Origin of the sequence: Vibrio fortis (assembly GCF_024347475.1) — a bacterium.
Classification (GTDB): domain Bacteria; phylum Pseudomonadota; class Gammaproteobacteria; order Enterobacterales; family Vibrionaceae; genus Vibrio; species Vibrio fortis.
Genome location: NZ_AP025487.1, coordinates 1,606,545 through 1,630,898 on the forward strand (window position 1 = coordinate 1,606,545; position 24,354 = coordinate 1,630,898).

General features: G+C 44.0%; 19 protein-coding genes. 9 read left to right on the forward strand and 10 right to left on the reverse strand.

Annotation, left to right across the window (positions count from 1 at the left end; genetic code table 11):
- Positions 1-114: 114 nt before the first annotated feature.
- A complete protein-coding gene (locus tag OCV50_RS06910; RefSeq protein WP_261904080.1) occupies positions 115-1,698 on the reverse strand; it encodes an ABC-F family ATPase in 1,584 nt (527 codons plus the stop codon).
- A gap of 347 nt (positions 1,699-2,045) precedes the next feature.
- Here OCV50_RS06910 and OCV50_RS06915 point away from each other — a divergent pair, with 347 nt between their 5' ends.
- Both OCV50_RS06915 and OCV50_RS06920 read left to right on the forward strand, forming a co-directional pair.
- Positions 2,046-4,394 (forward strand): ATP-binding protein, encoded by a 2,349-nt coding sequence (locus OCV50_RS06915; RefSeq protein WP_390905138.1) that lies wholly within the window; start codon positions 2,046-2,048, stop codon positions 4,392-4,394.
- Between the two features lies 1 nt (position 4,395).
- Positions 4,396-5,289: a mechanosensitive ion channel family protein gene (locus OCV50_RS06920; RefSeq protein WP_275665634.1), complete on the forward strand. Its 894-nt coding sequence runs from the start codon at positions 4,396-4,398 to the stop codon at positions 5,287-5,289.
- A gap of 103 nt (positions 5,290-5,392) precedes the next feature.
- Here the strand turns inward: OCV50_RS06920 and OCV50_RS06925 are convergent, their stop codons facing one another.
- The 5 genes from OCV50_RS06925 to OCV50_RS06945 form a co-directional block, all read right to left on the reverse strand.
- Complete coding sequence (locus OCV50_RS06925; RefSeq protein ID WP_261904082.1) at positions 5,393-7,012, reverse strand: methyl-accepting chemotaxis protein; 1,620 nt, start codon at positions 7,010-7,012, stop codon at positions 5,393-5,395.
- 182 nt (positions 7,013-7,194) lie between these two features.
- The gene (locus tag OCV50_RS06930) at positions 7,195-7,668 is read right to left on the reverse strand and encodes an HAD family hydrolase (RefSeq protein ID WP_261904083.1); all 474 of its coding nucleotides are present in this window, start codon (positions 7,666-7,668) and stop codon (positions 7,195-7,197) included.
- Between the two features lie 37 nt (positions 7,669-7,705).
- Positions 7,706-8,086 carry a VOC family protein gene (locus OCV50_RS06935; protein WP_261904084.1) on the reverse strand — a complete coding sequence of 127 codons (381 nt, stop codon included), beginning with the start codon at positions 8,084-8,086 and terminating at the stop codon, positions 7,706-7,708.
- A 121-nt stretch (positions 8,087-8,207) separates the two neighbouring features.
- Positions 8,208-10,238, reverse strand: a complete 2,031-nt coding sequence (locus OCV50_RS06940) for a sensor histidine kinase (RefSeq protein WP_261904085.1) — start codon at positions 10,236-10,238, stop codon at positions 8,208-8,210.
- On the reverse strand, positions 10,228-11,694 hold the full coding sequence (locus OCV50_RS06945; protein ID WP_261904086.1) for a sigma-54-dependent transcriptional regulator: 1,467 nt from the start codon (positions 11,692-11,694) through the stop codon (positions 10,228-10,230). Before OCV50_RS06945 ends, OCV50_RS06940 begins: the two co-directional genes overlap by 11 nt.
- 291 nt (positions 11,695-11,985) lie before the next feature.
- On the opposite strand from OCV50_RS06945, the gene OCV50_RS06950 reads away from it, so the two are divergent.
- The 5 genes from OCV50_RS06950 (at position 11,986) to OCV50_RS06970 (ending at position 16,725) form a co-directional block, all read left to right on the forward strand.
- On the forward strand, positions 11,986-12,792 hold the full coding sequence (locus tag OCV50_RS06950) for a substrate-binding domain-containing protein (RefSeq protein WP_261904087.1): 807 nt from the start codon (positions 11,986-11,988) through the stop codon (positions 12,790-12,792).
- Positions 12,793-12,932: 140 nt separating this feature from the next.
- Complete coding sequence (locus OCV50_RS06955) at positions 12,933-13,631, forward strand: ABC transporter permease (RefSeq protein WP_150872452.1); 699 nt, start codon at positions 12,933-12,935, stop codon at positions 13,629-13,631.
- A 10-nt stretch (positions 13,632-13,641) separates the two neighbouring features.
- Positions 13,642-14,361 (forward strand): energy-coupling factor ABC transporter ATP-binding protein, encoded by a 720-nt coding sequence (locus tag OCV50_RS06960; protein ID WP_261904088.1) that lies wholly within the window; start codon positions 13,642-13,644, stop codon positions 14,359-14,361.
- Positions 14,339-14,923: a molybdenum cofactor guanylyltransferase MobA gene (mobA, locus tag OCV50_RS06965; protein ID WP_261904089.1), complete on the forward strand. Its 585-nt coding sequence runs from the start codon at positions 14,339-14,341 to the stop codon at positions 14,921-14,923. Before OCV50_RS06960 ends, mobA begins: the two co-directional genes overlap by 23 nt.
- Positions 14,923-16,725: a bifunctional molybdopterin-guanine dinucleotide biosynthesis adaptor protein MobB/molybdopterin molybdotransferase MoeA gene (locus tag OCV50_RS06970; protein ID WP_261904090.1), complete on the forward strand. Its 1,803-nt coding sequence runs from the start codon at positions 14,923-14,925 to the stop codon at positions 16,723-16,725. Before mobA ends, OCV50_RS06970 begins: the two co-directional genes overlap by 1 nt.
- Positions 16,726-16,782: 57 nt before the next feature.
- On the opposite strand, the gene OCV50_RS06975 is transcribed toward OCV50_RS06970, so the two are convergent.
- Positions 16,783-18,957, reverse strand: coding sequence for a sensor domain-containing diguanylate cyclase (locus tag OCV50_RS06975; RefSeq protein WP_261904091.1), 2,175 nt, complete (start codon positions 18,955-18,957; stop codon positions 16,783-16,785).
- A 182-nt stretch (positions 18,958-19,139) separates the two neighbouring features.
- On the opposite strand from OCV50_RS06975, the gene OCV50_RS06980 reads away from it, so the two are divergent.
- Positions 19,140-19,406, forward strand: a complete 267-nt coding sequence (locus tag OCV50_RS06980; protein ID WP_239840875.1) for a DUF2960 family protein — start codon at positions 19,140-19,142, stop codon at positions 19,404-19,406.
- A 129-nt stretch (positions 19,407-19,535) separates the two neighbouring features.
- Here OCV50_RS06980 and nagK read toward each other — a convergent pair whose 3' ends face one another.
- Together nagK and OCV50_RS06990 are read right to left on the reverse strand one after the other, a co-directional pair.
- Positions 19,536-20,444, reverse strand: coding sequence for an N-acetylglucosamine kinase (gene nagK, locus OCV50_RS06985; RefSeq protein WP_261904092.1), 909 nt, complete (start codon positions 20,442-20,444; stop codon positions 19,536-19,538).
- Positions 20,445-20,597: 153 nt separating this feature from the next.
- The gene (locus OCV50_RS06990; RefSeq protein WP_261904093.1) at positions 20,598-21,338 is read right to left on the reverse strand and encodes a tRNA-uridine aminocarboxypropyltransferase; all 741 of its coding nucleotides are present in this window, start codon (positions 21,336-21,338) and stop codon (positions 20,598-20,600) included.
- A gap of 74 nt (positions 21,339-21,412) precedes the next feature.
- Here OCV50_RS06990 and OCV50_RS06995 point away from each other — a divergent pair, with 74 nt between their 5' ends.
- The gene (locus OCV50_RS06995; RefSeq protein ID WP_261904134.1) at positions 21,413-22,204 is read left to right on the forward strand and encodes a sterol desaturase family protein; all 792 of its coding nucleotides are present in this window, start codon (positions 21,413-21,415) and stop codon (positions 22,202-22,204) included.
- An 81-nt stretch (positions 22,205-22,285) separates the two neighbouring features.
- Here OCV50_RS06995 and OCV50_RS07000 read toward each other — a convergent pair whose 3' ends face one another.
- A complete protein-coding gene (locus OCV50_RS07000) occupies positions 22,286-24,331 on the reverse strand; it encodes a methyl-accepting chemotaxis protein (protein WP_261904094.1) in 2,046 nt (681 codons plus the stop codon).
- Between the last annotated feature and the right edge of the window lie 23 nt (positions 24,332-24,354).

The window sequence follows — 24,354 nt, forward strand, 5'->3', positions numbered from 1 at the left end:
ATATTGCTACTAACTTCAGTAGCGAGACTAATAGTGACTCTACATAAAACAAAAACGCCTTTATATCTCTATAAAGGCGTTTTCTTATTTAGGATTTAAAGACCTAGTCGCTTATTAGCTACGAGCTTTTAAGAACTCAGCGTAAGTACCGCGGAAATCGTTAATCTTGCCATCTTTGATTTCAAGGATACGAGTCGCTAGAGAGTCTACGAACACACGGTCGTGAGATACGAAGAACAGTGTGCCTTTGTAGTTCTCAAGAGCTAAGTTAAGTGCTTCGATAGATTCCATATCCATGTGGTTAGTCGGTTCATCCATAAGTAGGATGTTTGGCTTGTGCATCATGATCTTGCCAAGAAGCATACGACCTTGCTCACCACCAGAGATAACCTTAACGGACTTCTTGATGTCGTCTTGGCCAAACAGCATACGACCTAGGAAGCTGCGTACTACTTGCTCATCTTCGCCTTCTTGACGCCATTGGCTCATCCAGTCGAATAGGTTCATGTCCTCTTCAAAGTCATGTGCGTGGTCTTGAGCGTAGTAGCCGATGTTCGCGTTTTCAGACCACTTGTACTCACCTGTGCGAGCCTCAAGTACACCTGCTAGTGTATTAAGCAGTGTTGTTTTACCTACACCGTTTTCGCCGATGATTGCAACACGCTCACCCACTTCGAAAATCGCATCGAACTTGTTGTATAGGTCTTCTTCAAAACCTTGAGATAGGTTTTCTACCACAAGTGCGTTACGGAAAAGCTCTTTAGACTGTTCAAAACGAATGAATGGGTTTTGACGGCTAGATGCTTTTACTTCGTCTAGTTGAATCTTGTCGATTTGCTTAGCACGTGACGTTGCTTGCTTCGCTTTAGATGCGTTAGCAGAGAAACGAGATACGAACGTTTGAAGTTCAGCAATTTGTGCTTTCTTCTTCGCGTTATCAGACAGTAGACGCTCACGAGCTTGTGTCGCTGCCGTCATGTACTCATCGTAGTTACCTGGGTAAACACGTAGCTCACCGTAATCAAGGTCAGCCATGTGTGTACATACAGAGTTTAGGAAGTGACGGTCGTGCGAAATGATGATCATTGTACAGTTACGTTGGTTTAGCGTATCTTCCAACCACTTGATGGTATCCATGTCCAAGTTGTTCGTTGGTTCGTCAAGAAGCATGATATGCGGGTCCGCGAACAGAACTTGTGCTAGAAGAACACGAAGTTTCCAGCCTGGCGCGACTTCGCTCATTAGACCAAAATGAAGAGACTCTTCGATACCTACAGCAAGAAGAAGCTCACCAGCTTTCGCTTCCGCCATATAACCGTCCATTTCAGCGAACTGAACTTCAAGATCGGCTACTTTCATGCCGTCTTCTTCGCTCATTTCTGCCAAAGCGTAAATGCGGTCACGCTCTTTCTTAATTTCCCATAGCTCTTTGTGACCCATAATAACCGTATCGATTACTGTGAATTCTTCATAAGCGAATTGGTCTTGGTTTAGCTTAGCAACGCGCTCGTTTGGATCGTAGCTTACGTTACCTGCGCTTGGCTCTAGTTCACCAGAAAGAATCTTCATGAACGTCGACTTACCACAGCCATTCGCGCCGATTAGACCGTAACGGTTACCTTCGCCGAACTTAACTGAAATATTTTCGAAAAGTGGCTTCGCGCCGAATTGTTGGGTGATATTTGCTGTGGAGATCAATGCCTTTACCTTTTTGATGTGAAAAACGCCGCAACGTTACTCGTTCAGGGCTTCAACTGCAAGCGTTGTTTGCCTTATTCAGCATATTAGCCCTAGGAATCGGAGTAATTGACACTCAACATTCCACACAGACCAATGGCTTGTTAAAAAGTAGAAGGGATTTTCGAAAAAACCACCTTTGAGTGAACAATATTTCATCGAAATGCCGCTCTCATCGATAGTGATAGCAATTTAAGAGGATCATTGGCGGTAAACGAACTACACTAATTCAATCTAATCAGGAAGTTAAAGTGAAGTTTATGCGCCAATTATCACTAATATGCGTTCGGCATATTTGGTTACTATGGATGGCAATGGTTCCATTTAGTAGTGCTGCCGAATGGCAATACGAACAGGAAGTCGCGCCTAGCGTTAGTGAAACAGCTACCAGTATCAGTAGCGAGATTCAAACCCTACCCGAGCCTCTGTTTATGTCCGCTCAAGAGCAACGCAAGGTATCGCAGTTGCTTAGAGTTGTGCTCATTGAGCAGCAAAAGCAGAGTGATCAGTTTGCACAGCATCTTTCCCAATTCATCGATAATCTCAAATCCGATGAAGCCTCAGACATCAAGTCGCAAACGAGTGACGATATTTGGTTCAAAGTTGAATCCGATTATTTAACACTAAGCAGTATCAATCGCAGTAAGCAAAAGTTATTGGAGCTGGCTGATAGCACAACTCGCGACAAGCTGACTGGGTTTGGGCCTCAAGGTGTTAGGCAGTTGAAGCAAGAGTGGCAGTTGACACTGCTCAATGCCGAGTATCTGTTTTATTTTCAATTACGCAGCTTTCGCGCACTAATAGAAGATATCTTTGTTTCACCTGTCCCTGTTGTTTGGGCCGGCATTAAAGTGTTTTTCATCTACAGCGTATTAATGTGGTGGCTAGCTAACAGCGCGAGGATTATTGAGCTGTATAAAAACACAGTGCTAGAGAAAACCAGCACACCACCACTTTGGGTTCGTATCATTTGGTACTTTAGCCGAGCGCACAAAGCATTAGCGTGGTTAGTGGCGATTACCCTATCTCTGCAAGTTTTGTCGACCATTCCTAGCCTCCAGCATCTCGTCTTTTTGGAGATATTTACTTGGTGGATACTTGGAGGCTCCATTGCAATCAGCTTTATTTTGGAGTTCGCTTATCGTAATAGCCGTACTTCAAGCAAGAAGATCGTTGAATTGCGCCTATCAACAATTCGCCGCTATGTATGGAGTGCAATCATCGCGGGTGTGATCCTGCAAATCTCTACTATGACGCTTGGAAAAGGCACCATCTATAACTGGATATACAGTGCACTCTTCTTCTGGTTCGTGCTGATCACAATCTCTGTATTGCGATTATGGCGTGAAACCGTGTTTGAATTGGTGGAGGGTATTGCTGAACGCCCGTGGTGGGTTAATTGGGCGATCAGCAAAAAACGTATTTGGGTTATTAGTATCGTTGCGACAGCCATAGCTGCTGCTTGGGTAATGATTCATATCGCGAAGCATCGTTTAATCGCGAAGCTATCTCATTTTACTTTCTTTAGCCAAGCGCTCGCCTATCTGTTTCGGATCGAAGTGGCGAAACAGAAAAGCAACACTGCAGATGGACAATCTCTGGTTCGAGTCAAAGGCGACGCAGCATTCAATTACGTTCTACCCGGTAATCATGACAGCGAACTGATTGAATATGCTGATGCGGAGATCAAACAGCTCTCTAAATACCTGCTGACTGACTCGCCTGCTTTATGTGTGGTATCCGGTGAGCGCGGGGTTGGTACAACAACTCTGTTGAAGCAGATGCTTTATAAAGTGAAAAATGCCGAACCTATTTATCTCAACTGCCCTCACTCTGGTTACCAAGAGTTGCTAGCACATTTTGCGGTGAGTATTGGCCTGGACGAAGACGCGACAGAAATACAGATATTAAGTCAGCTTCGTGGTAGCCAGACGACCTACCTGATAGCTGTAGATAATGGGCAACGGTTAGTGAAACCAATGGTGGGTGGGCTGTCGGCACTCATTCGTTTAACCAATCTGATTCGACGTTCTAAAAAGAACCATCGCGCCATCATTTCAATTGAGAAAGCGAGTTGGCGCTTTGTCGACCGAGCTAGAGGTGAAAGGTTGTTGTTTGATTGGGTTGCTTTTCTGCCCAAATGGAACGAGCAGCAAATCGCTTCATTGCTCGATACGCGCATTAACCAATCTGAGGATTACACAGTGAGTTTTGATGGATTGGTTGTGCCAAAGCAATGGGATCAACAAGAGATCACTGAAGAGGAACGAGCAAAACAAGGCTTCTACCGAATTCTATGGCACTACTCAGATGGAAACCCAACGGTTGCTTTAAGGTTCTTCCGTTTTTCTCTTAACCGAAACAAAGAAACCGACCAAGTCATGGTTAGGCTATTCCATGCGCCTGAATCTGAAGAGTTGGAGAAGATGCCAAAACCTATGCTAGCGGTATTGCGCTCCATTATTCAGCTTGAGATAGCAACGCCTGAGGAATTAGCGGAATGCACGCAGTTAACCATTTCTGAAGTAACGGGCACGCTACGTTACTTCCAGAGCCGCGGCTATATCGAATGGACCGAAGACAAAGCCAAAGTCTCAGACCACTGGTTTAGGCACATTACCAATGTATTAGACCGACAGCATTTATTGGTGAAGTAACATGAATAGAATTTCTAAAACACTTTGTATTGTACTGCTTGCCCTTCTACTGCCTTTGCGAACCGTATTGGCTGCAGAAGAAGTAGTTAACGTAGAGAGCATTCAACAATTCGCCAGCCTCATTCGTTGGAGTGGTGTTTTCTTCTCTGCGTTAGTCGTCGCAGCGACTTGGTTGCTGATTAAGTTTATGAATTCGATGGTTGAGAGCATTGGTGGTCAGTTTGTTCAGTATCGAATGATGCTGCAAAAAATCCAATCGTTCCTCCAGTTTTTCATTTATATGACCGCTGGTCTGGTGGTCTTTATGATGAGCTTTCGCATTAATGATCACATCTTAGCTTTGATTGGCGGCACGTTGGCTGTATCAGTTGGTTTTGCATTGAAAGACCTTGCAGCTTCATTCATCGCGGGATTGACGGTGATGATCGACAGGCCGTTCCAAGTAGGTGACCGTGTCACCTTTGAAGGGAATTACGGTGATATTATTACGATAGGCTTACGCTCCGTCCGGATGAGAACCCTCAACGATGACATCATCACCATTCCCAATAATAAGTTCCTCAATGAGGTTACGACGAGTGGTAACTACGGCGCGTTAGATATGCAGGTCGTTATTCCCTTCTATGTAGGAATGGACGAAGACATTACCCTCGCCCGTGATTTGATTCAGGAAGCGGCATCATCAAGTCGCTACATCCACTTACCTAAGCCTGTAACCGTGCTAGTGAAGCAGACGATTACCGATAACTACTTAGCGATCCAGTTAACTTGTAAGGCCTACGTTGTTGATACTGCTTATGAGAAGCTGTTCGAGACCGATATTACCCTCAGAGTGATGAAAGAGTTCAAGAAGCATGGGATCAAACCGCCTAAGATTGCTTTGGCCTCTGATTAAGCACGTTTAAGCCTAAAAGTAAAAAGTAAAAAGTAAAAAGCCCTCGCTACGATTGTAGCGAGGGCTTTTGTTTGAGTATTTTTAAAGAGGCTAACGCATCTGGCTAAACTTTGAAATATTTAAGTTGTTCTGTTAAATGCTCTGCTGTATTCGCCATCTGTTGACTGTCTTCTGCAAGCGACTGAGAAGCTTGTAGAACCTCATTTGCGGCTAAATGAATGCTAGAGACATTTTGGTTCATCTCTGTCGCCACTGAACTTTGCTGCTCTGAAGCTGCAGCAATTTGTGCCACCATGTCGTTGGCATTTTGCAGTTCGGCAACGATCTCATCAAGTTGAGCACGAGTATCGTCTGACGCTTTCACGCTATGGTCGACCTCTTCATTACTCTGTTTCATCGCTACAAAGGTTTGTTCAGCTTGATGAGTGAGCTTTTCAATGGTGTGCTGCACTTCATTCGTAGAATTTTGAGTTCGACTTGCAAGGTTACGTACTTCATCCGCAACGACAGCAAAGCCACGACCTTGTTCACCCGCGCGCGCGGCTTCAATCGCAGCATTTAACGCTAACAGGTTAGTTTGCTCAGAAACGTCACGAATAACACCAACCACTTGGCTAATTTCGGTTACGCCCGCTTGCAGATCTTGAACCAAGCTATTCGCATTCGAGATGTTCTCAGAAACATGAGAGATGCTTGTTGCGGTAACCTTCATATTCTCATCGTTACGATAAGCATGGTCGACGACCTTATTGGTGCTTACGGCTGTATTTTCAGCATTAACAGCAACGTCAGAAATCGTTGCACTCATCTCTGTCATCGCCGTAGACAACAACTCAAGCTGTGCGTGTTGAGAGTTAACACTTGTTGCTGCTTCTTCACTCGCTTGAGCAATATGGCTCGCCATTGAACTAGACTGTCCTGCTGATTCGTTGGCAGTTTTAAGCGTGCTTTGTAGTTTCTCTAACATCTTATCGATCTGGTTAGACATTTCGCCCAGTTCATCTTTGCGTGTCATGTTCATGCGCACACGCAAATCACCATCAGCGATCGCATGAGTGTTGTTAATCAACTTAGCAAGTGGAATCAGAATATTGTTTGAAATGGCGTAACCCATAGCAAACAGCATCCCTGATAAAACAAGGGCTACAAATGCCTCTTTAATTGCTAGCGCCCAGAATGCTTCTTGGATGTCTGCAACTAAGATCCCTGAACCTACGATCCAGTTCCATTCAGGAAACAGTTCCACATAGGAGATTTTGTCTTTTAACTCACCTTGCGGGCTCTTCCATTGGTAATCGAGAAAGCCTTTACCCTGTGGAGAGCGCGATATAGAAACCATTTCACGCCAATGGAACTTGCCTGCTCCATCTTTGAAGTTATGGGTGTTTTCACCATTTAGCTCTGGCTTTAATGGGTGCATCACCACTTGTGATTGTTGATTAAGAATCCAGAAGTAGTTATTGCTGTCATAACGCAGATTCTGAATCGCAGCGAGTGCTTGTTGTTGTGCTTGTTCTTCACCGAGTACAGTGCGTTGGGCGTAATAGTGTTTTGCCAATGATACGGCGGACTCTACTTGTGCGCTGAGCTTACTTTCACGTTCGGCCATGGAAGTGGCGCGTTGCTGGAGCAAGTTATACGTACATGCCATGATCAGTGAGATTACTGAAAAAATGACGATAGAGGCGAGTTTGGATTTGATAGAAAGGTTGCTTAATTTCATAGCGAGCTGACTTTATATTTTTGTTATTAGTTGCGAGCAAATTAACAAAATCAGTTCGATTAGCGATGATGCATGTCATGAAGAATGAATATTCACATGATTACATATGCAAAAAGTGACACTTGTCACTTCTAGTTGATTGAATTTTATAAAAATATCAATAATTGGTAAGCGTTATTGAACTAGTCTCTTAATTCCGAGAGTTGTTTAATGCTGTGAAAATCAGTGTTTGTGGAATTTTGATTTACAGTTCGATTAAACCAAATGGCATTAAGTCCAGCATCGATAGCAGGCACAATATCTTTCTCAAGTGTATCGCCGACCATTGTCACCCTTGATGAAGGAACATTAAGACGAGCAAGAATGGCAGGAAAGAACTCAGGGCTCATTTTATCGACCCCTAGATTTGATTTACAGAAATAGCCAGAAATGAATTTGTCTAAGCCTACTCGACTAAAGGCTCGTTGAATGTCCTGCTCTGAGGAGTCTGCCGCATTAGTCGCGACATAAACTCGATGATGTTTGGAAAGGTATTCGAGAGTTTCTAGCGCACCATCAATGGGTTCAACGACAGGCCAGTCGCACATTTTTCCAGATTGATCGGGGAAATTGACCATTAAGGTGTCTCCCCAATCAAAGAGATATGTCTTTGTCATTCTGCCTCCATGCATGACGTTATGTTCATCGCTGCTGTTAGTTCATCGAGTGAAGCCCGATAACGTTACCTTCAGTATCCATGACTAAGCTAATAAAGCCATATTCTCCAATCGCCATCTTGCTCATTTGCAGAGTACCGCCACTCATAAGCGCGCGTTTTTCTTCGATGGCACAGTCTTCACAGGAAAAGTAAACTATGGTGCTATTTCCACCAGCAGCCATATCGTTCATCTTGACTAAGGCGCCGGTTGCTCCGTAGCTTCCCATATCATCAGAGAACACCCACATATCAAGAGGAATGCCTCCAGGGCTATCAAGCTTTGATAATGTTACTTGAAATACTTCTTGGTAAAACTGCTTTGCTCGATCCATGTCATTGACGTAGATCTCAAACCACCCTACTGGATTACCCAACATAAGCCCACCCTCATTTGTTTAACACAAATTGAGCATAGTTCACTGCAAACCATACATCGTAGCTAATATCAGCATTATCAGTACAGACGCAGTGAACCTTGGCCTAAGTAAAGTTAAAAGTTTAGTTGACGTTAGATACCAATAACTGTGGCACAGCTTTCTTTGGTAAATAAACACTAAAACGGCTGCCTTTACCTAGTTCAGAGGTGACACGAATTTCCCCACCAGTTTGAGAAAGAATACTCTGAGAAACTGATAACCCTAAACCTGTCCCATCCCGTTTAGTGGTGTAAAACGGTGAAAAGATACGTTGAAGTTGCTCTTCTTTAATCCCGCACCCTTCGTCTTCAACATGAATGACAGCGCCTTGAACCACATCGTCTTCAATCCAATCTTCACTTGAAATGGTTAGGTTACCTTCTCCGTCCATTGCGTGAATCGCGTTCATTTGTAGATTCACTAAGATCTGTAGTAACTGATTTCGATTCACTTCAACAGACGTTTTGGCATCGAGAGATGAGTGATAAACGATTCCTTTCTTCTTGGCACCAGTTTTCACAAGTGTAATGCTCTCATCAACGATTGGGTTGATGTGTTGCCAAGTGATCTCATCTTGGACACCACCATGGCGACTGTACTGGAGCAGACTGCGCGTGATGTTTCGAATACGATCGATCTGCTCCATGATCGCTTGGATCTCTTCATTCACTCGGTCGGTCTCTTCGCCCAGTTCAAACTTCATTAACTCGACGTTTCCAAGAATCACAGCGGTTGGGTTGTTGATTTCGTGCGCAATACCCGCCGTCAGCTCACCAAGCGCAGCTAATTTTTCATTAACCACTAGTTTGTCGCGAGCTTGATTCAACAGCGTAATATGGTGTTCAAGTTGTTCGGTCTTCTCTTTAAGGCTAGCGGTACGCGAATGAACCTTACACTCCAATTCCAGTGCAGCTTTCTGGATTTCTTGATTTCGTTCATGCAGAAGATCCAACATTTTATCGAACTGTTTCGCCAACTGCGTCAATTCATGCTGATCATCAAGACCCAGAGTACCAATACGTTTGTCTTGTCCCATCTGAACTAGTTTCACTACTTTGTGAATGCGTTCAATTGGGTTGAATAGATCGCGCGCGCCGCGGTGCACAATAAATCCAGACAGCAATAAAAGCGCGACAATGGTTACGCTGATCTCGCCAAGATTGGTTAAGTACGTCTCGATAAGTGGCCAAATCAGATAACCGGTATAGAGCATACCAATGACTTGTTCATGATGATCATGGATAGGTTGGTATGCAGTGATGTACCAAGCATCATAAACATAAGCGCGATCCAGCCACTCTTTGCCTTCGTTGAGAACTTTACTGTGCACTTCATGAGAAACACGGGTGCCGATAGCTCGGCCTTCACTGGCGTCGCTGTTGAGAGGCACATTGGTACTAACACGTAAATCATCTAGAAAGACGGTTACAGTACCAACACGACGAGAAAAACCTTCTGGTCTTGGGTAGATCAAGTTACTGATCTGATCAACAAGCTGAGAACTGTTATTCAGTAAAATTCCGCCATCAAGGAAACCGACAACGCGATTATCACCATCATAGATCGCGACGACTGTGCGACTCACCAAACCGCGAGTCTCGACCTCCGAACCATTGAGCAACGGCACTTCTGCTCTTTTAGCTAGGGTGCGATCTAGTTCATCGAGTTGACTGCGTGTTAGCACGCTAAAGAACGATTGTTTACTTGTGAGATCAAGGAGTTCTGTTGTGTCTTTCAAAGAATGGGCGTTGTACCAGCGTAAAAAATCGAGCTCATAGCGACTTTTGTTTTCAGATACCCATTGAATGAGCTGCTCTTCGGTAATATCACTCTCAAGTTTATTGCGAAAACGATAAGATTCAGAGAATGCTCTCACGTTATAGGCTTGCTGATTTTGGATAAGGTGAATGCTGTTGTCAGCAACATCCAAGCGCTCATCAACATCAATCAATGCGCCCTGCCAGGTGTAATGCACAGACCAATAGAGCGTAATTGCGATCAAGGCGCAAAGCGTTAGAATAATTGGTGCAGAGGTCAAAAACAGAAGACGATAGCGAACCATCGTCTTAAATCTAAAACGCCATTTTCCCCACCAATGACGACTAGTTGGCATATTGCGAATCCTCAGCGTTCCAATCTTTGTATTTACGCTCTAGCGTTTTACGAGCAACGCCTAAATCACGAGCGGCAGCGGATTTATTTCCATCATGATAAGAAACGACCTGTTCAATGTGGGCTTTCTCTACCTCTTTGAGTGTCCAGCTATTTGGATAGCCTTCTGCAGCGTCATTAGGATCCATCCCAGGCAGTTCTGAACCATGTGACACCGTCACTGATACGCGAGTCGGTACGTTACTCTCGCCGTTTAGCTCACGCCAATAGTGCGCTGGTGGCTTGCCCAGTAAAATACAACGCTCCATTAAGTTCTTTAGCTCACGGATGTTTCCTGGCCATTGATACTCGTTCATCGCGAGAATATCTTCATGTGCCCATGTTGGTTCAGGCATGCCGAGTTCATGAGCCAGCATGCGTGTGAAATACGGAACCAAATCCATTAAGTCTGATACACGTTCACGCAGCGGAGAGACATCGATCTTCAACACATTGAGACGATAGAAAAGATCGCGTCTGAAATTGCCTTTCTCGACCTCTTCTTGAAGATTACGGTTGGTCGCAGCGACGATGCGCACATCAACGGTTATCTCTTTTTCGCTACCTACTGGGCGAATTGTACGCTGTTCCAAAACACGCAGCAGTGCAGCCTGCATAGGTAGTGGCATTTCACCTATCTCATCAAGAAATAGAGTGCCGCTATTGGCTACACGAAACAGACCTTCACGATTCTTTTTTGCACCCGTAAACGCGCCAGACGTATGACCAAACAGTTCACTTTCCAAAAGTTCTGGTGCAATTGCGCCACAGTTAATCGGTACAAATGGTCCTGTGCGTTTGCTCGCTTCATGAACGCCACGGGCTACTAGCTCTTTACCAGTACCAGACTCGCCTTCAACCAACACAGACGCACGAGATGGAGCGAACTGAGTAATCAGCTGTTTTAGAAGTCGAGTTTTATCAGAGTTACCGATGATTTCTGTTTTGATATGACGGCTAACATCACGCTTAAGCGCATATTGCATTCGTTGTGCGAGTCGTTTGTCCATGCAGCGAAGTACGGCTTGAATCATCTGTTCGAGATTGAACGGCTTTAAGATAAAATCTGAAGCGCCAAGTTTAAGAGCTGAAATTGTCATCTCTAGGTCAGCGTAACCCGTCATAAAGATAACGTCTGAGCGTTTTTCGCTATCATTGAATGCTTCTTCCCACTCAATGCCAGAACGTCCTGGTAAATTGATATCTAACACGATCAAATCAAAGTGTTCAGCACTGCGGATTGTCTCCGCCTCTTCTACTGAACCCGCGCACATAACCTTACCAAACAGTTTGCCCAGTGCCTTTTTCAAAATTGCCTGCATTCCTATTTCATCGTCAACAACCAAAACAGAGAAAGCTTGGTATTGAGTTAAGGAGTTCAGAGTCTTGTTTGTGACATTTGAGCTGGTAAGAGACATAAAAACACACCGGTGAGGAAATTTGGGACAGAGTGTACCAACTCGCCTCAAGTACAACAGGTTCAATATGCGACATTTTGTCCTAGCTCATATTTTCTTTAAATTTAATTTCGAAAATGGTGCTATTTTGTCCGAAATAACAGACATTTAATGAACCTAGTTACCTATCCTTGTTGGCATTAAGTTTGCTTATAGGGAGAGGATAATTAATTTATACCCTTTGGCCCAGGAGCCATAAGTCGTGCATCTCTACTTATGGTGGTCTATTCATAACTCATGGACATAATAATAATGAAAGCAATTCCTTTAACTATTGCAGCACTTTCTATCGTCAGTTACTCAGCGAGCAGCGCTGAAGATACTCAACACATCAAACTCGCAACAACAACCAGTACTTATCACTCTGGCCTACTCGATTTCCTTTTGCCTGAATTTGAAAAAGACTCAGGTATCAAGGTTGACGTTATTGCAGCGGGTACGGGTAAATCACTTCGCATGGGCGAAAACGGCGATGTGGATCTCGTGATGACACACGCTCCTAAAGCGGAAGCAAACTTTGTTGAGAAAGGCTACGGCGTTCTTCCTCGCAAACTGATGTACAACGATTTCGTTATCGTGGGTCCACAAAAAGATCCTGCAAAAATCGTGTCACAAAGCAACGTTGCTGAGGTGTTCAAATCTATCGCAACCAACAATGTGACGTTCGTTTCTCGTGGTGACGACTCAGGTACACACAAAAAAGAGATGGGCATCTGGGCTCAAACTAAAATGGAACCTAACTTCGGTGGTTACCGCAGTGTAGGCCAAGGTATGGGACCAACACTGAACATGGCTTCAGAGATGCAAGGTTACACCATGACTGACCGCGGTACTTGGCTGGCTTATCAAAATAAACTTGATCTAAAAATCCTATTCCAAGGCGACAAGAACCTTTTCAACCCGTACCAAGTTATTCTTGTTAACCCAGAGCGTTACCCAAGCATTAATTATCAAGCAGCAAAAACATTCAGTGACTGGTTGGTAAATCCGAAAGGACAAAAGCTAATTAACGAGTTTAAGCTTCATGGTAAGCAGCTATTTGTCGCGAGCGCTGAATAAAATAGTCAGGTTTTCTCAGGTTGCGGTATGAGCATTTGAAAAACGCTCATATCGTAACGGGTAAATTCGCGACTGAATGTTCGCAACTGACAAAGCTATACTGAATTATACGCGGAGCCTCCGCACAAAAGAGATACATCATGACCTTATGGCAAACAACGCTTGATGCACTGAACTTACTCGTGAGCTTTGACCACGAATTGTGGCAAATTGTCGCAGTGTCATTTAGCGTTTCTCTGTCGGCAATTTCATTGGTTATTGTGCCTGCAATTGTCATGGCCTTTTTACTCGCTTATACAGAGTTCCCCGGTAAATGGGGATTGTTATCCATCATTAATACCTTGCAAGCGATCCCTACAGTCGTGATTGGTTTATTGATGTATATGATGTTATCTCGCTCTGGCCCTTTGGGTGACTGGCAAATGCTGTTCACCCAAAAGGCTATGATTCTAGGTCAGATGCTAATCTGCTTCCCTATACTTGTCTCTATGATGCATGGCGCACTTCAAGCAAGTGACCGACGTGCCGTTGAGACAGCTCGTACTCTAGGGGTTTCAACTTTCCGTATCGCGTCAACATTGATTTGGGAAACACGCTTCCCACTTCTGGCTGCGACCATTGCTGCCTTTTCACGAATCGTTACAGAGGTAGGCTGTTCTATGATGGTCGGCGGTAATATCATGGGTATGACAAGAAATATCCCAACCGCAATCGCGATGGAAAGTCATAAAGGCGCATTTGCACAAGGCGTTGCGCTGGGCATGGTGTTGCTAGCATTGGCACTGGTTTTAAACTTTTTCCTTTCGAGTGTGAGAGGAAAAGGCTACTTAAGAACATAGGAATGCTGTCATGAGTATAAAAATAACAACGCAGCAAGTTTCAATGCGCTACAAAGAGCGCGTTCTTTTTCACATTCCGGAACTGTCCATTGGGCCTAACGATGCAATCTATCTAAAAGGCGACAATGGCGTAGGTAAAACAACGCTATTAAAAATTCTATCTGGCTTGATTAAACCGACTTCAGGAAGAATCCAAACGGCTCATCACAGTTGGAAAGGTACCCTATTCCCTCGCTCAAAGTTCAAAGACATTATCTACCTACACCAAACGCCTTATCTGTTTGATGGTACTGTGTATCAAAATGTCGCTTACGGCATTCGATTTAACAAAGAGTCGCAAAAAGATAAGCGAGCTCAAATAATCAATGCGTTGAGAATGGTAGGTTTAGAGACCCTAGCGGACGAACACATCTCTGTACTGTCTGGTGGGGAGCGTCAACGAGTCGCGATGGCTAGGGCTTGGATTCTAAAACCTTCTATCCTACTTATGGACGAACCAAGTGCATCATTAGATAAAGAATCTATTGAAAGATTGGTCGTTATGGCCGAAGATCTTCTTCAGCGCGGTGCAAGTTTGGTGATAACAAGCCACCAAACCAATGCCTTAACCGATCTATGCAAAAAACAGTGGTGGATTAAAGATAACTCTTTAACTGAATCACCATTGCTGCAAATTATTAAAAAAGACAAAGCACAAGAGAATATTTATGCTGCTTCCAACGCAAACTAGTTGGGTTATCTTAGCTGGCGGACAAGCCAGCAGAATGGGTGGACGTGACAAAGGTCTCGTCGAATTGAACGGTCGTCCACTCATTCAATACGTTATCGACAAATTGTCTCAACAAAACGTATCTATCACCATTAACGCCAATCGAAACCAAGAGCGTTATCAAGATTTCGCGCCTGTGGTTTCTGACTCTTTTCCTGATTATCCAGGGCCGCTAGGCGGTATTCACGCTGGATTAAAAAATGCCGACACCGACTGGGTCGGCTTTGTTCCTTGTGACAGCCCACAAATCAACGAAGACTTAGTGGCTCGCTTTTGTGAGGCAGTAAACCCAGACAGCGATATTTTGGTTGCTCACGACGGTGAATTTAAACAGCCAGTATTTACCCTATTCCATAAGCGCGTATTACCTAGGTTAGAAGCATTTTTAGAGCGTGGCGATCGCAAGATCATTCTGCTCTACAAAGATTGCGTTACCGAGTTTGTTGATTTCAGCGACTCGCCAAACTGCTTTGTAAACCTTAATACACCAGAAGAACTCACCCAATTTGGTACGCTTCAATAATGAATGATTCAAAACAACGCCCTAACCTTCCGTTACTCGGTTTTGCTGCCTACAGCGGTACTGGAAAAACAACACTACTTGAAGCGCTGCTGCCAATGTTAACCGAGTCCGGTTTGCGCATTGGTGTACTTAAACATGCGCACCATGACTTTGACGTCGACAAGCCTGGTAAAGACAGCTACCGATTACGTAAAGCAGGTGCTGGCCAGATGCTGATTTCTTCTAGAAAGCGCTATGTGTTGATGACTGAAACACCAGAAGCTGAAGCAGACTTTGATTACTTACTGACTCGCTTTAATACTGAGAAGTTAGATCTAATTCTGGTTGAAGGGTGTAAGAATATCGCATTTCCTAAGATTGAACTGCATCGTGAAGAAATTGGTAAACCTTGGTTGTACTCTAACGACAACAACATCATTGCCATTGCTGCTGATACGCAAGTGGAGTCGGATCTTCCTCAAATGTCGATCAATGATTTGGAAGCGATTCGCGACTTTATCATCAACTACACCAAAGATTTCAAACCAACCTTCGTTAGCTGCCAATCAAAAGCAGAGAAAGCACCTGCTGTTTGCTGTGATTCCTTCTCTCCTGCTGGTCTGAGCGTAACGCAAGGTCAGGAGAAAATCTTAGAGAGCATCACTAAAGAACAGCTTGGTGAGAGCGTTGCGGTTGAGTCTGCATATGGTCGAGTGTTAGCAGAAGACATTATCTCTCCGATCAATGTTCCACAAAACACCAACTCTGCAATGGACGGTTACGCTATCCGTGGTGATGACCTTGACCAAGAGCAGTACCAAGTTGTAGCTGAAGTTCTTGCAGGACACAGCTACGACCAAGAAATCCAGAAAGGCCAAGCAGTTAAGATCATGACTGGTGCGCCAACACCAATTGGTGGTGATACCGTTATTATGCGTGAGCAAGCCGTTCAAGATGGTGAGTTTGTTCGTTTCCCTAACGCAAAAATCGATTTAGGCCAAAACGTTCGTATGGCCGGTGAAGATTTGTCAGTTGGCCAAGCTGTATTTACCCAAGGTACTCGTATTGAAGCACCTGAAATGGGTATGATGGCTTCGTTAGGTTTCGCTACTTGCCCTGTTCTTCGTAAGGTTAAGGTTGGTATCTTCTCTACTGGTGATGAAGTTCAAGCGCCGGGCACACCTCAGCAGGCGAATTCTATTTATGACTCAAACCGTTTCACTATCATTGGTATGCTCCAGAAGCTAGGGTGTGAAATTGTCGATTACGGCATTATTGAAGATGATCAGCAGAAGATGACAGAAGTTCTTCACTCTGCAGCGTTAGAGACAGACATGGTTCTGACTTCAGGTGGCGTATCGGTGGGTGACGCCGATTACATCAAGCTTGCGCTGGATGAGCTTGGTGAAATCAATTTCTGGCGAATCAACATGCGTCCTGGTCGTCCGCTTGCTTACGGTAAGATTGAGCAAACACCGTTCTTTGGGTTACCGGGTAACCCTGTGGCGGTAATGGTATCGTTCATCAACTTTGTTGAGCCTGCGATTCGCAAACTGCAAGGTCAAACAAATTGGACACCAGTTAAAGCGAATGCGATTGCGACAGAGCAACTTCGTTCTCGCCAGGGACGTACCGAATTTAGTCGTGGCGTGTTCTCTATGAATGACCAAGGTCAACTTGAAGTGCGTACAACAGGTAAACAGGGTTCTGGCATTTTACGCTCGATGAGCGAAGCAAACTGTTTGATTGAGATCTCCCCTTCCGTTGATACGGTTAAAGTGGGTGAAACCGTTACCGTTATTCCACTCCAAGGGCGCATCTAACTTTAATCATAAAAGCGAAGCTGTTTTATAGCTTCGCTTTTTTAACCTCTTTCACTGCTAATAAATCAACGCTTCTGTTGGCAGGCTATTAAGCGCTTTAAGTTTCACGTCGTTTCGACCACACGCCTTGGCAAGGTAAAGCTGTTTATCAGCTTGATCACAGATGTTCTTGAAACTTGGCTCTTGCATCGAATCACCAAACCTCATGTTTACCCCACCAATGGAGACTGTCAGTCTGTCTGCGCGTAATGCGGAAGGGTTATCTAGGTTGGCATCATTCAATGCAACTCTTAACTCGTTGACCTTTTTCTCAATGGTTTTCATCGACTGGCCGTAACACACCGCCATAAACTCATCACCACCGTACCTAAACAGTGAATCATGCTCTTCGCTAAACACGCTTTTTAAAATTTGACTGATGATACGCAGCGCTTCATCACCTTGCAGGTGACCGTGATAGTCGTTGTAGGCTTTATATTCATCCAGATCAATCATCAGTACCGCCAAGGTTTGAGCATTCAAGCTCGCTTGTCGAATAAGCGTTGGGGTGATGCTATCCAGCTGATATCGATTATACAGACCCGTCAATGGTTCAATTTTGTAGAGGTGCTCTAACTCATTGTTCGCCGTTTCTAACCTGAGACGCTGCTTTTGATTCTCTAGTGATACAGCGATGAAGCTCGCTAAGTGCTCAATCAGATATCTATGATGAGTTTGATACTGATTAGCTTGACTATGTTGAACAGAAAGCAAACCAATTACCTGGTCGTTCAGAAGTATTGGTGTCAAGATGATCGAGTTGGTGTCAGGTTTATTGTTCACGATAACCGCTTGAGTACCACCTTGTGATTGGCTTTCGATGTATGGCGCAAGTGACTCAGGCGTAACACTGTTAAGGTGCACCGTGGCACGCTGCTTAATTACATAACTGCCGACAGTGGTACTTTCTGCGCACACCACTTGCATTGGTTCAACTAACCCCATGGTATCAACGAAGTAACGGTAATCCAGTACATCGCTGACGTGATCATAGAGCGCGATACCAAACTCAAACGTGGGCAAGATACTGTTAATTTTGGTCAGTATCTCCGGTAACACGCTGTCTAAGGAATGGGTTGTCGCGATAAACTGTCCAATCTCAGTAATAGACCCCATGTGCTTTTGAATTTGGTTTAGCACATCCGCATGTTGAGTGTCTCTTACTGTGTCGACTTTTTTTACAATATCGCAGCTTTGTTTGGCCTTATGTTGTTCAAGACTCGCCTCGCCTAAAACAATATGTTGCGATTGAATATTTGCTAGTGATTGCCAATCGTTGTCGCGGCGATACAAATTAGCCCGTGTTTTCGCGTAAACACTGTAAGTCTGAAAGCTTGCCTTAATGTCGAATTCGCTTTCTAGCTTTGTGCACAACTTTTTTGATGCTTCAAGTTTCTCGACCGACTCAAGGTATTTCGCCCAGTGTGCGAGGTTTTCAACGCGGTTATGCTCGTCTACAACCTTGGTATAGTAATCTTCAGCCAGAGCAAACGCTTGAGTTACCTGTTGTTCGGTGAACCTATGATCGTTTTTTGAATCGATACATTGCACCATGATCTGTGCTTTATAGCCGTAATAGAGCGCTAAGGTTCTATCACTTTTCATTTGAATACCGATTTGCTTGGCTTGGTGCAATGCTTTGAGGCCTTTATCAAATTCACCGATGTGCGAGTAACTGAAAGCAAGGTTGAGTGAGCAAATCGCGTAGTCTAGAAAACGACTGGCATTTTGTGCCGCTTTAGCACCGAGTTTAGCGTAGAGAATGGCATCGTGATATTGACCTAGCGTGAGGTAAAGATCGCTTATATTGCAATAGATCAGTGCACTTACGTTGTCATCCACACGATGCAAGTTTCTGAGTGCTCTTTCGTAACAGTGATAACCACGTTGAAACTCTTCAAAGTCGACATAGATAGACGCCAGCAGGCCATTGATAAAGACTTCGAGTTGAACATCATCATCGCCAAGCTCTGATAGGCTCTTTTCGTATAATTCAATGGCTTTCGGTAAGTTATCCTGACGGTCAAAGGCGTAACCTTCTAGAAAGGTTTTTACTGGTGTAGGAAATTGAGCTTGATGCTGGTTACAAATGGCGCTGATCTTTGATTCGATTTCACGTAACCCTTTGAGCCCAGGATAGTTTTGGACTCGTGTAATAATGCCTAGAATTTGAGAATTAAGTGTGTTGTTCATTTAAATTATGAGCGTGCCATCGGGCAACATCGCCCGCAAGAATAGTGTACTATAAAATGATTTTTCCGCACTATATTTCGCCCAGCTTTGCTTTACTAAACAACTAATTCCGCCTTATCCTTGAGAGTAAGGCAGATTTTCTGTAGAGTTCGCGAAAATCCTAGATTCGACTGGAGAGCACCATGGCTCGTACTATTCTGTATACCTATAAAGATGAAGAAAAAGAGTTGCTGTTTTCAAAACAACAACACCGCACTATTCAAGAAGCTGTTGCCGCGGCTGAAGGTATCGACATCTCTGAGTATTTAAAAACAGAGCAACAACTTGAGTTGATTTCAGATACGAAAGCGGTTCGTAACTATCAAGATAATTACTTCCGTAAGCTTGGCTTCACAAAGCTTACATTGAAGCAAAAAGAAAACCTGGGTGTTGGTAAAAAGAAAAAGTAACCTTTCGTTTCTTTATTCTGATTGCTCGATTGAGTAACCAACACATTAAACATAAAAAAATGCCGCAACCTCTTCAGAGATTGCGGCATTTTTATCTAATTGGTGTAAATCCGCTAAGCCTAAGTTAAATTACTTAAGGTTTAGGAATGCTGCACCACGAACACCGCCTGAATCGCCGTGTTTCGCTTTAATGATCTTCGGACACTTCGCTACTGAAAGCAGGTATTTTGGAATTCGCTTTGGCATCTCTTCGTAAATAAGTTCGAAGTTTGATAGACCGCCGCCCAGTGCAACGACATGTGGATCCAAAGTAGTAAATAGGTTCGCGAAACAGATAGCCAATAGCTCCATAAAGCGCTCTACGTGCTCAACGGCTTTCTCTTCACCTTCAGCATGTGCTTTGATGATATCAATCGCTTTCTTCTTCTCACCATAGTAGTGCTCGTAGATAAGCTCAAAACCACGACCAGAAAGGTAGCTATCCAGACAACCTTTTTTACCACAACCACAACCTAATAAAGGTGCATTGTCACCTAGATGGAGCCATGCATCTAACGGTAGACGCATATGACCAACTTCACCCGCAACGTGGTTGCGACCCGAGAATACTTTGCCGTCAAAGATCAAACCGCCGCCAAAGCCTGTACCTAGAATCAGACCAGCAACTGATGGCTCATCTTGTAGTTCTTCATCCCAAGCTTCAGAAAGCGCAAAACAGTTTGCGTCGTTTTCAATCTTAACGCTACGGCCAATACGAGCTTCCAAATCTTTACGTAGTGGCTTGCCTGTTGAGGCTGGAACGTTAACAACCAACATTGTGCCGTCATCAGCGTTTTCCATACCCGGTAGACCTAGACCGATCTTACCTTCGCAAGCGAACTCGCTGTCGTATTTCTCAACAAGTCCTGCGATCGTGTTGATCAGTTGCTCATAAGAGTCAGTAGGCGTTGGTACACGCTCAGTTGCCACACGTTCTAGTTTCTCATTGAATGCACCAAATTCAATCTTAGTGCCGCCAACATCAAAGCCGTAATACATCAAATCTCTCCAATTTTTCCCTAAATCTGGGACAATATAAAAGTCACTGTGAGCCATTATCCATAACACTCCCCCTACAAACCGTGATAGATGACAAACTTATTCTCTGATTGAGTTCGTTTGAACAAGTTGTCAGCACATACGGTGTCAGGCTTAGAGCGACGTCTCACTTTCATGATAATCGATATAAGCATTTAAGCTTGGTTTTGTTTGATCGGATTTGTAGCGAGTTTTACTGAGCATGTAACTCTCTCTAAACGCTTCAAACCACATCTGAAGTGTTTTTGCCCCCTGCTCTTCACCTGCTTGCTTCAACACCAAACTTGCTACTTCAGCTGTCGACAAATGCTGCTCATTATCCGATTTACGCATCATATACTGAGACACCGACTCAGGCTCAATTGATAACACAGGTAGGTGTTGCAGATATTCTGAACGGCGGAAAATACGACGAGCTTCGCGCCAACTACCGTCAATAAAGATGAGTAACAAGGTTTTGTTTGAATCACGCATCGCTGGAAGATCTTGAACCACTCGGCTCTTATCGTCCGTATAGTCTTCAGGGAACACGATGACTGGTTGGTATTTCTCGTCTTTTAAGACAGCAAGCATCTCTGGATTTGGCTCGGTTCTGTGCCAAAGGTAGACGTGACTGTCTTTGACTGTATCTACGATCAATCGACCAGTATTGCTTGGCTTGAGAACTTCGTTATCCGATAAGATCAACATACTCGCTACATTCGTTTTAATGTCGGGTTGATGTTCGCAGATACAATGACCTTGCTCGATCTTACAATACTCGCAGCGAACCACCTTACAGCCTCGCGCTTTAAAAGGTCGAGTAGAAAGGGACAAACGATGTTGATAAAGGTGGTGAAAAGCGTGAATTCTCATGGTGTTTAACGATAGCTCTAGAAAAGTGGTGCGATTGTACTTAGAGTGAGTGGATAATGATAGAAGGAATTCCTATGCAAGACCCCTCTTTACTTCGGCTTGCCTGCTTTGTCACCGCTTTTATCGGTTGTGCTTTGTGGGAAGCGTATTCTCCGCGAAAGAAGCTGACTCAGAATAAATGGTATCGTTGGACTAACAACTTTGCTTTGGTTGCGCTCAATAGTGTGTTGCTAGCAACATTGTTTCCAATCGCCGCTTTCCAATCCGCGTTGATTGCTGAACAAAATCAATGGGGATTGTTCAATCAACTGTCGTTGCCTGTTCCCATTGTCATCATTGTGAGTGTTTTTCTGCTCGACTGCGCTATCTATCTTCAACACTTGGTGTTTCATCGAGTTCCAATACTATGGCGCTTACACCGTGTTCATCATGCCGACTTAGATATTGATGTCACCACAGGAACGAGATTCCACCCGATAGAGATGATTCTATCGATGTTGATTAAGATAGCCCTAGTAATGATGCTTGGTGTGCCTGCGATAGCTGTGGTTGTCTTCGAAATTGTATTAAATGCTAGCGCGATGTTTAATCACAGTAACGCCAAGTTGCCCCTTCAAGTAGACAAAATTTTACGTAGATGGATAGTGACACCAGATATGCATCGAGTGCACCATTCCGTGATTGTTAAAGAGACCCACTCTAATTTTGGTTTCTTTCTCTCTGTTTGGGACAGATGGTTCAAAACCTATCGTGAGCAACCAAAACTTGGCCATGACAATGTTCAAATAGGCGTTCCTGAGATTCAAGATGGCAAGGAGCAGCGACTAGATAAAATGTTGCGCCAACCCTTTATCAAACAAAGCTAACTGCTACTCATCACAATAGAAAAAGGACCGATTATCTCAGAGATTAATTGGTCCTTTTTTGCTTTATTGTCTTTGGCAGACTCAGCTTAAAACATACTTATGTAGCATCGCTTGTTGGTGGCCTGCGATATCTGCAACTTGCTCTGAGCTTTCAATCATCGACTCTAATTGCATCTTGGTGTTGTCACCCTGTTCAGATATACGTGTAATGGATTGTGACACATCAACCGTTGCCCGTGCCTGCTCTTCAGTCGCGACCATGATCTGTTCAACACGACCTTTGATGTGAGCGACAGCGACTTCGATTTTATCGAATGCTTGCTTAACATCATTACTCGTTTGAAGTGCATTCACCATTTCGTTGCGTGACTCAACAACTGACTCTTTCGAGCGGTCAGCGGCAGCGATCAGTTCCGTCATCATGTTACGTATATTGGTTGTCTGCTGAGATGTACCGCTAGCAAGTTTACGAACTTCATCGGCGACAACGGCAAAGCCTCTGCCTTGTTCACCCGCTCTTGCAGCTTCAATGGCCGCATTGAGTGCCAAAAGATTGGTATTTTCAGCAATCCCACTGATCATATCCACCATCTCTCTGATCTGTTTTACACGACCATCGAGCTCATCCATAGATTGTTCATTTACACTGAGTGTTTTCTCTAGGGCATGCAGTCGCTGTTGATTTAAACCGACTACATGGCTGCCATTCACCGATTCCGTTTCAGCTAGTAGCGCATCATCGTTTGACGCATTCGAGATTCGTGCGATTTCGCTAATAGATGCTTCAAGTTCAGTAATCGTCGTAATCATGTTTTGCAGTGATTCATTTTGTGCGTTCAAACTTTTGTTAGTTTGCTCTGCTGCGTCATGACTGACTTCCGCGGTTTGATAAAGGGTTTCACAGTTACGAGTAACTGAGCTCACTGACTCAGCTGTTGATTCCACCACTATGTTGAGTTTTGAAGTGATGACTTGGAGTTCGTATGGGCCTTTAGGCTCTGATTTTTTGGAAAAGTCATGTTCTGCGAGAAGAGCCAAATGCTGTTTAATGTTCTTAAGCCCTTTGTTGACCCAACGTTGAAGCACAAAACCAGAAATCAAGATGATCATAGTGATAACCGAACCACTGATAATCAGAACCCTGTCGATATTGCTAATGGTGTTGTTTACCACCGACTCACTTTCTTCAATCAAGCGTGAAGCCTTGTCCGATAATGTGTTAAGACTAACAATGACCCGATTAGCAGTACTCATGACTTTCGCTAACTCTTGCTTTTGCTCTTCAGTCAGCATTAGCTTAGCGAATATGTTTTTGATAATCCCCTGATCTTCAAACCCATCAGAAACCATTTGATAAGCGGCGACAAGGCTAGTGAAATCTTTGACATCTGGGTGCCACTCAGAAAAATCATCATAGGCTAAGTTCATACCCGCTAGGCGGTTACGTAACTGTCGATATTCTGATTCCGCTTTGTCTATATCTTCATACATCATCAGCATTAAGAATGAACTTTCCATCGCGCTCACACTAGAGACAAATCGATTCGCTGCGTCAGTAGATTCCGGGTTTCCTTCGGCTAAGAATGAGCTAATACGGCTCATTTCTGGCCCAGCAGAGCTCACACCGTAACGAAATGCTTCTATTTGTTTATTGATGTCACTTTGTTTTGATTGGATATCTATCTGTATCGTGAGCACATTCGATGTCAGTGTTCGCAGCCTCGTCATGTCCGCGACAAGCTGTTCTCTCTCTTGCGGCGAGATCGCATCAGGAAAGTGCTCGGTAATCACCAACAACTCTTGCAGCATTGAGTTTGATCCATCAGCAAGAGTCTGAATTGACGATTTGGTTGAATTGAGTTCTGCTAAATCAGAAGACTGAGTGCTGTAACCCAATAATTTAACTTGCTCTAGTACATTTTGAGTCAGCTTGGCATTATTAAGAGCAAGCGGTAATACTTGTTCAGAAAGCGCATCAAAATGACCGCCAACTCTGTCGACGCCTTTTATACTGACCATAGATAAAAAGACAACCAGCAGTAAGATTACACAAAAGATACTGGTTACGGTTTGTATGAGAGAAAAAGTGAAACGAGCGGGTTGATTAGTTACATTTTTATCAGGCATTGTTGTTCCGATTTAGGTACGGT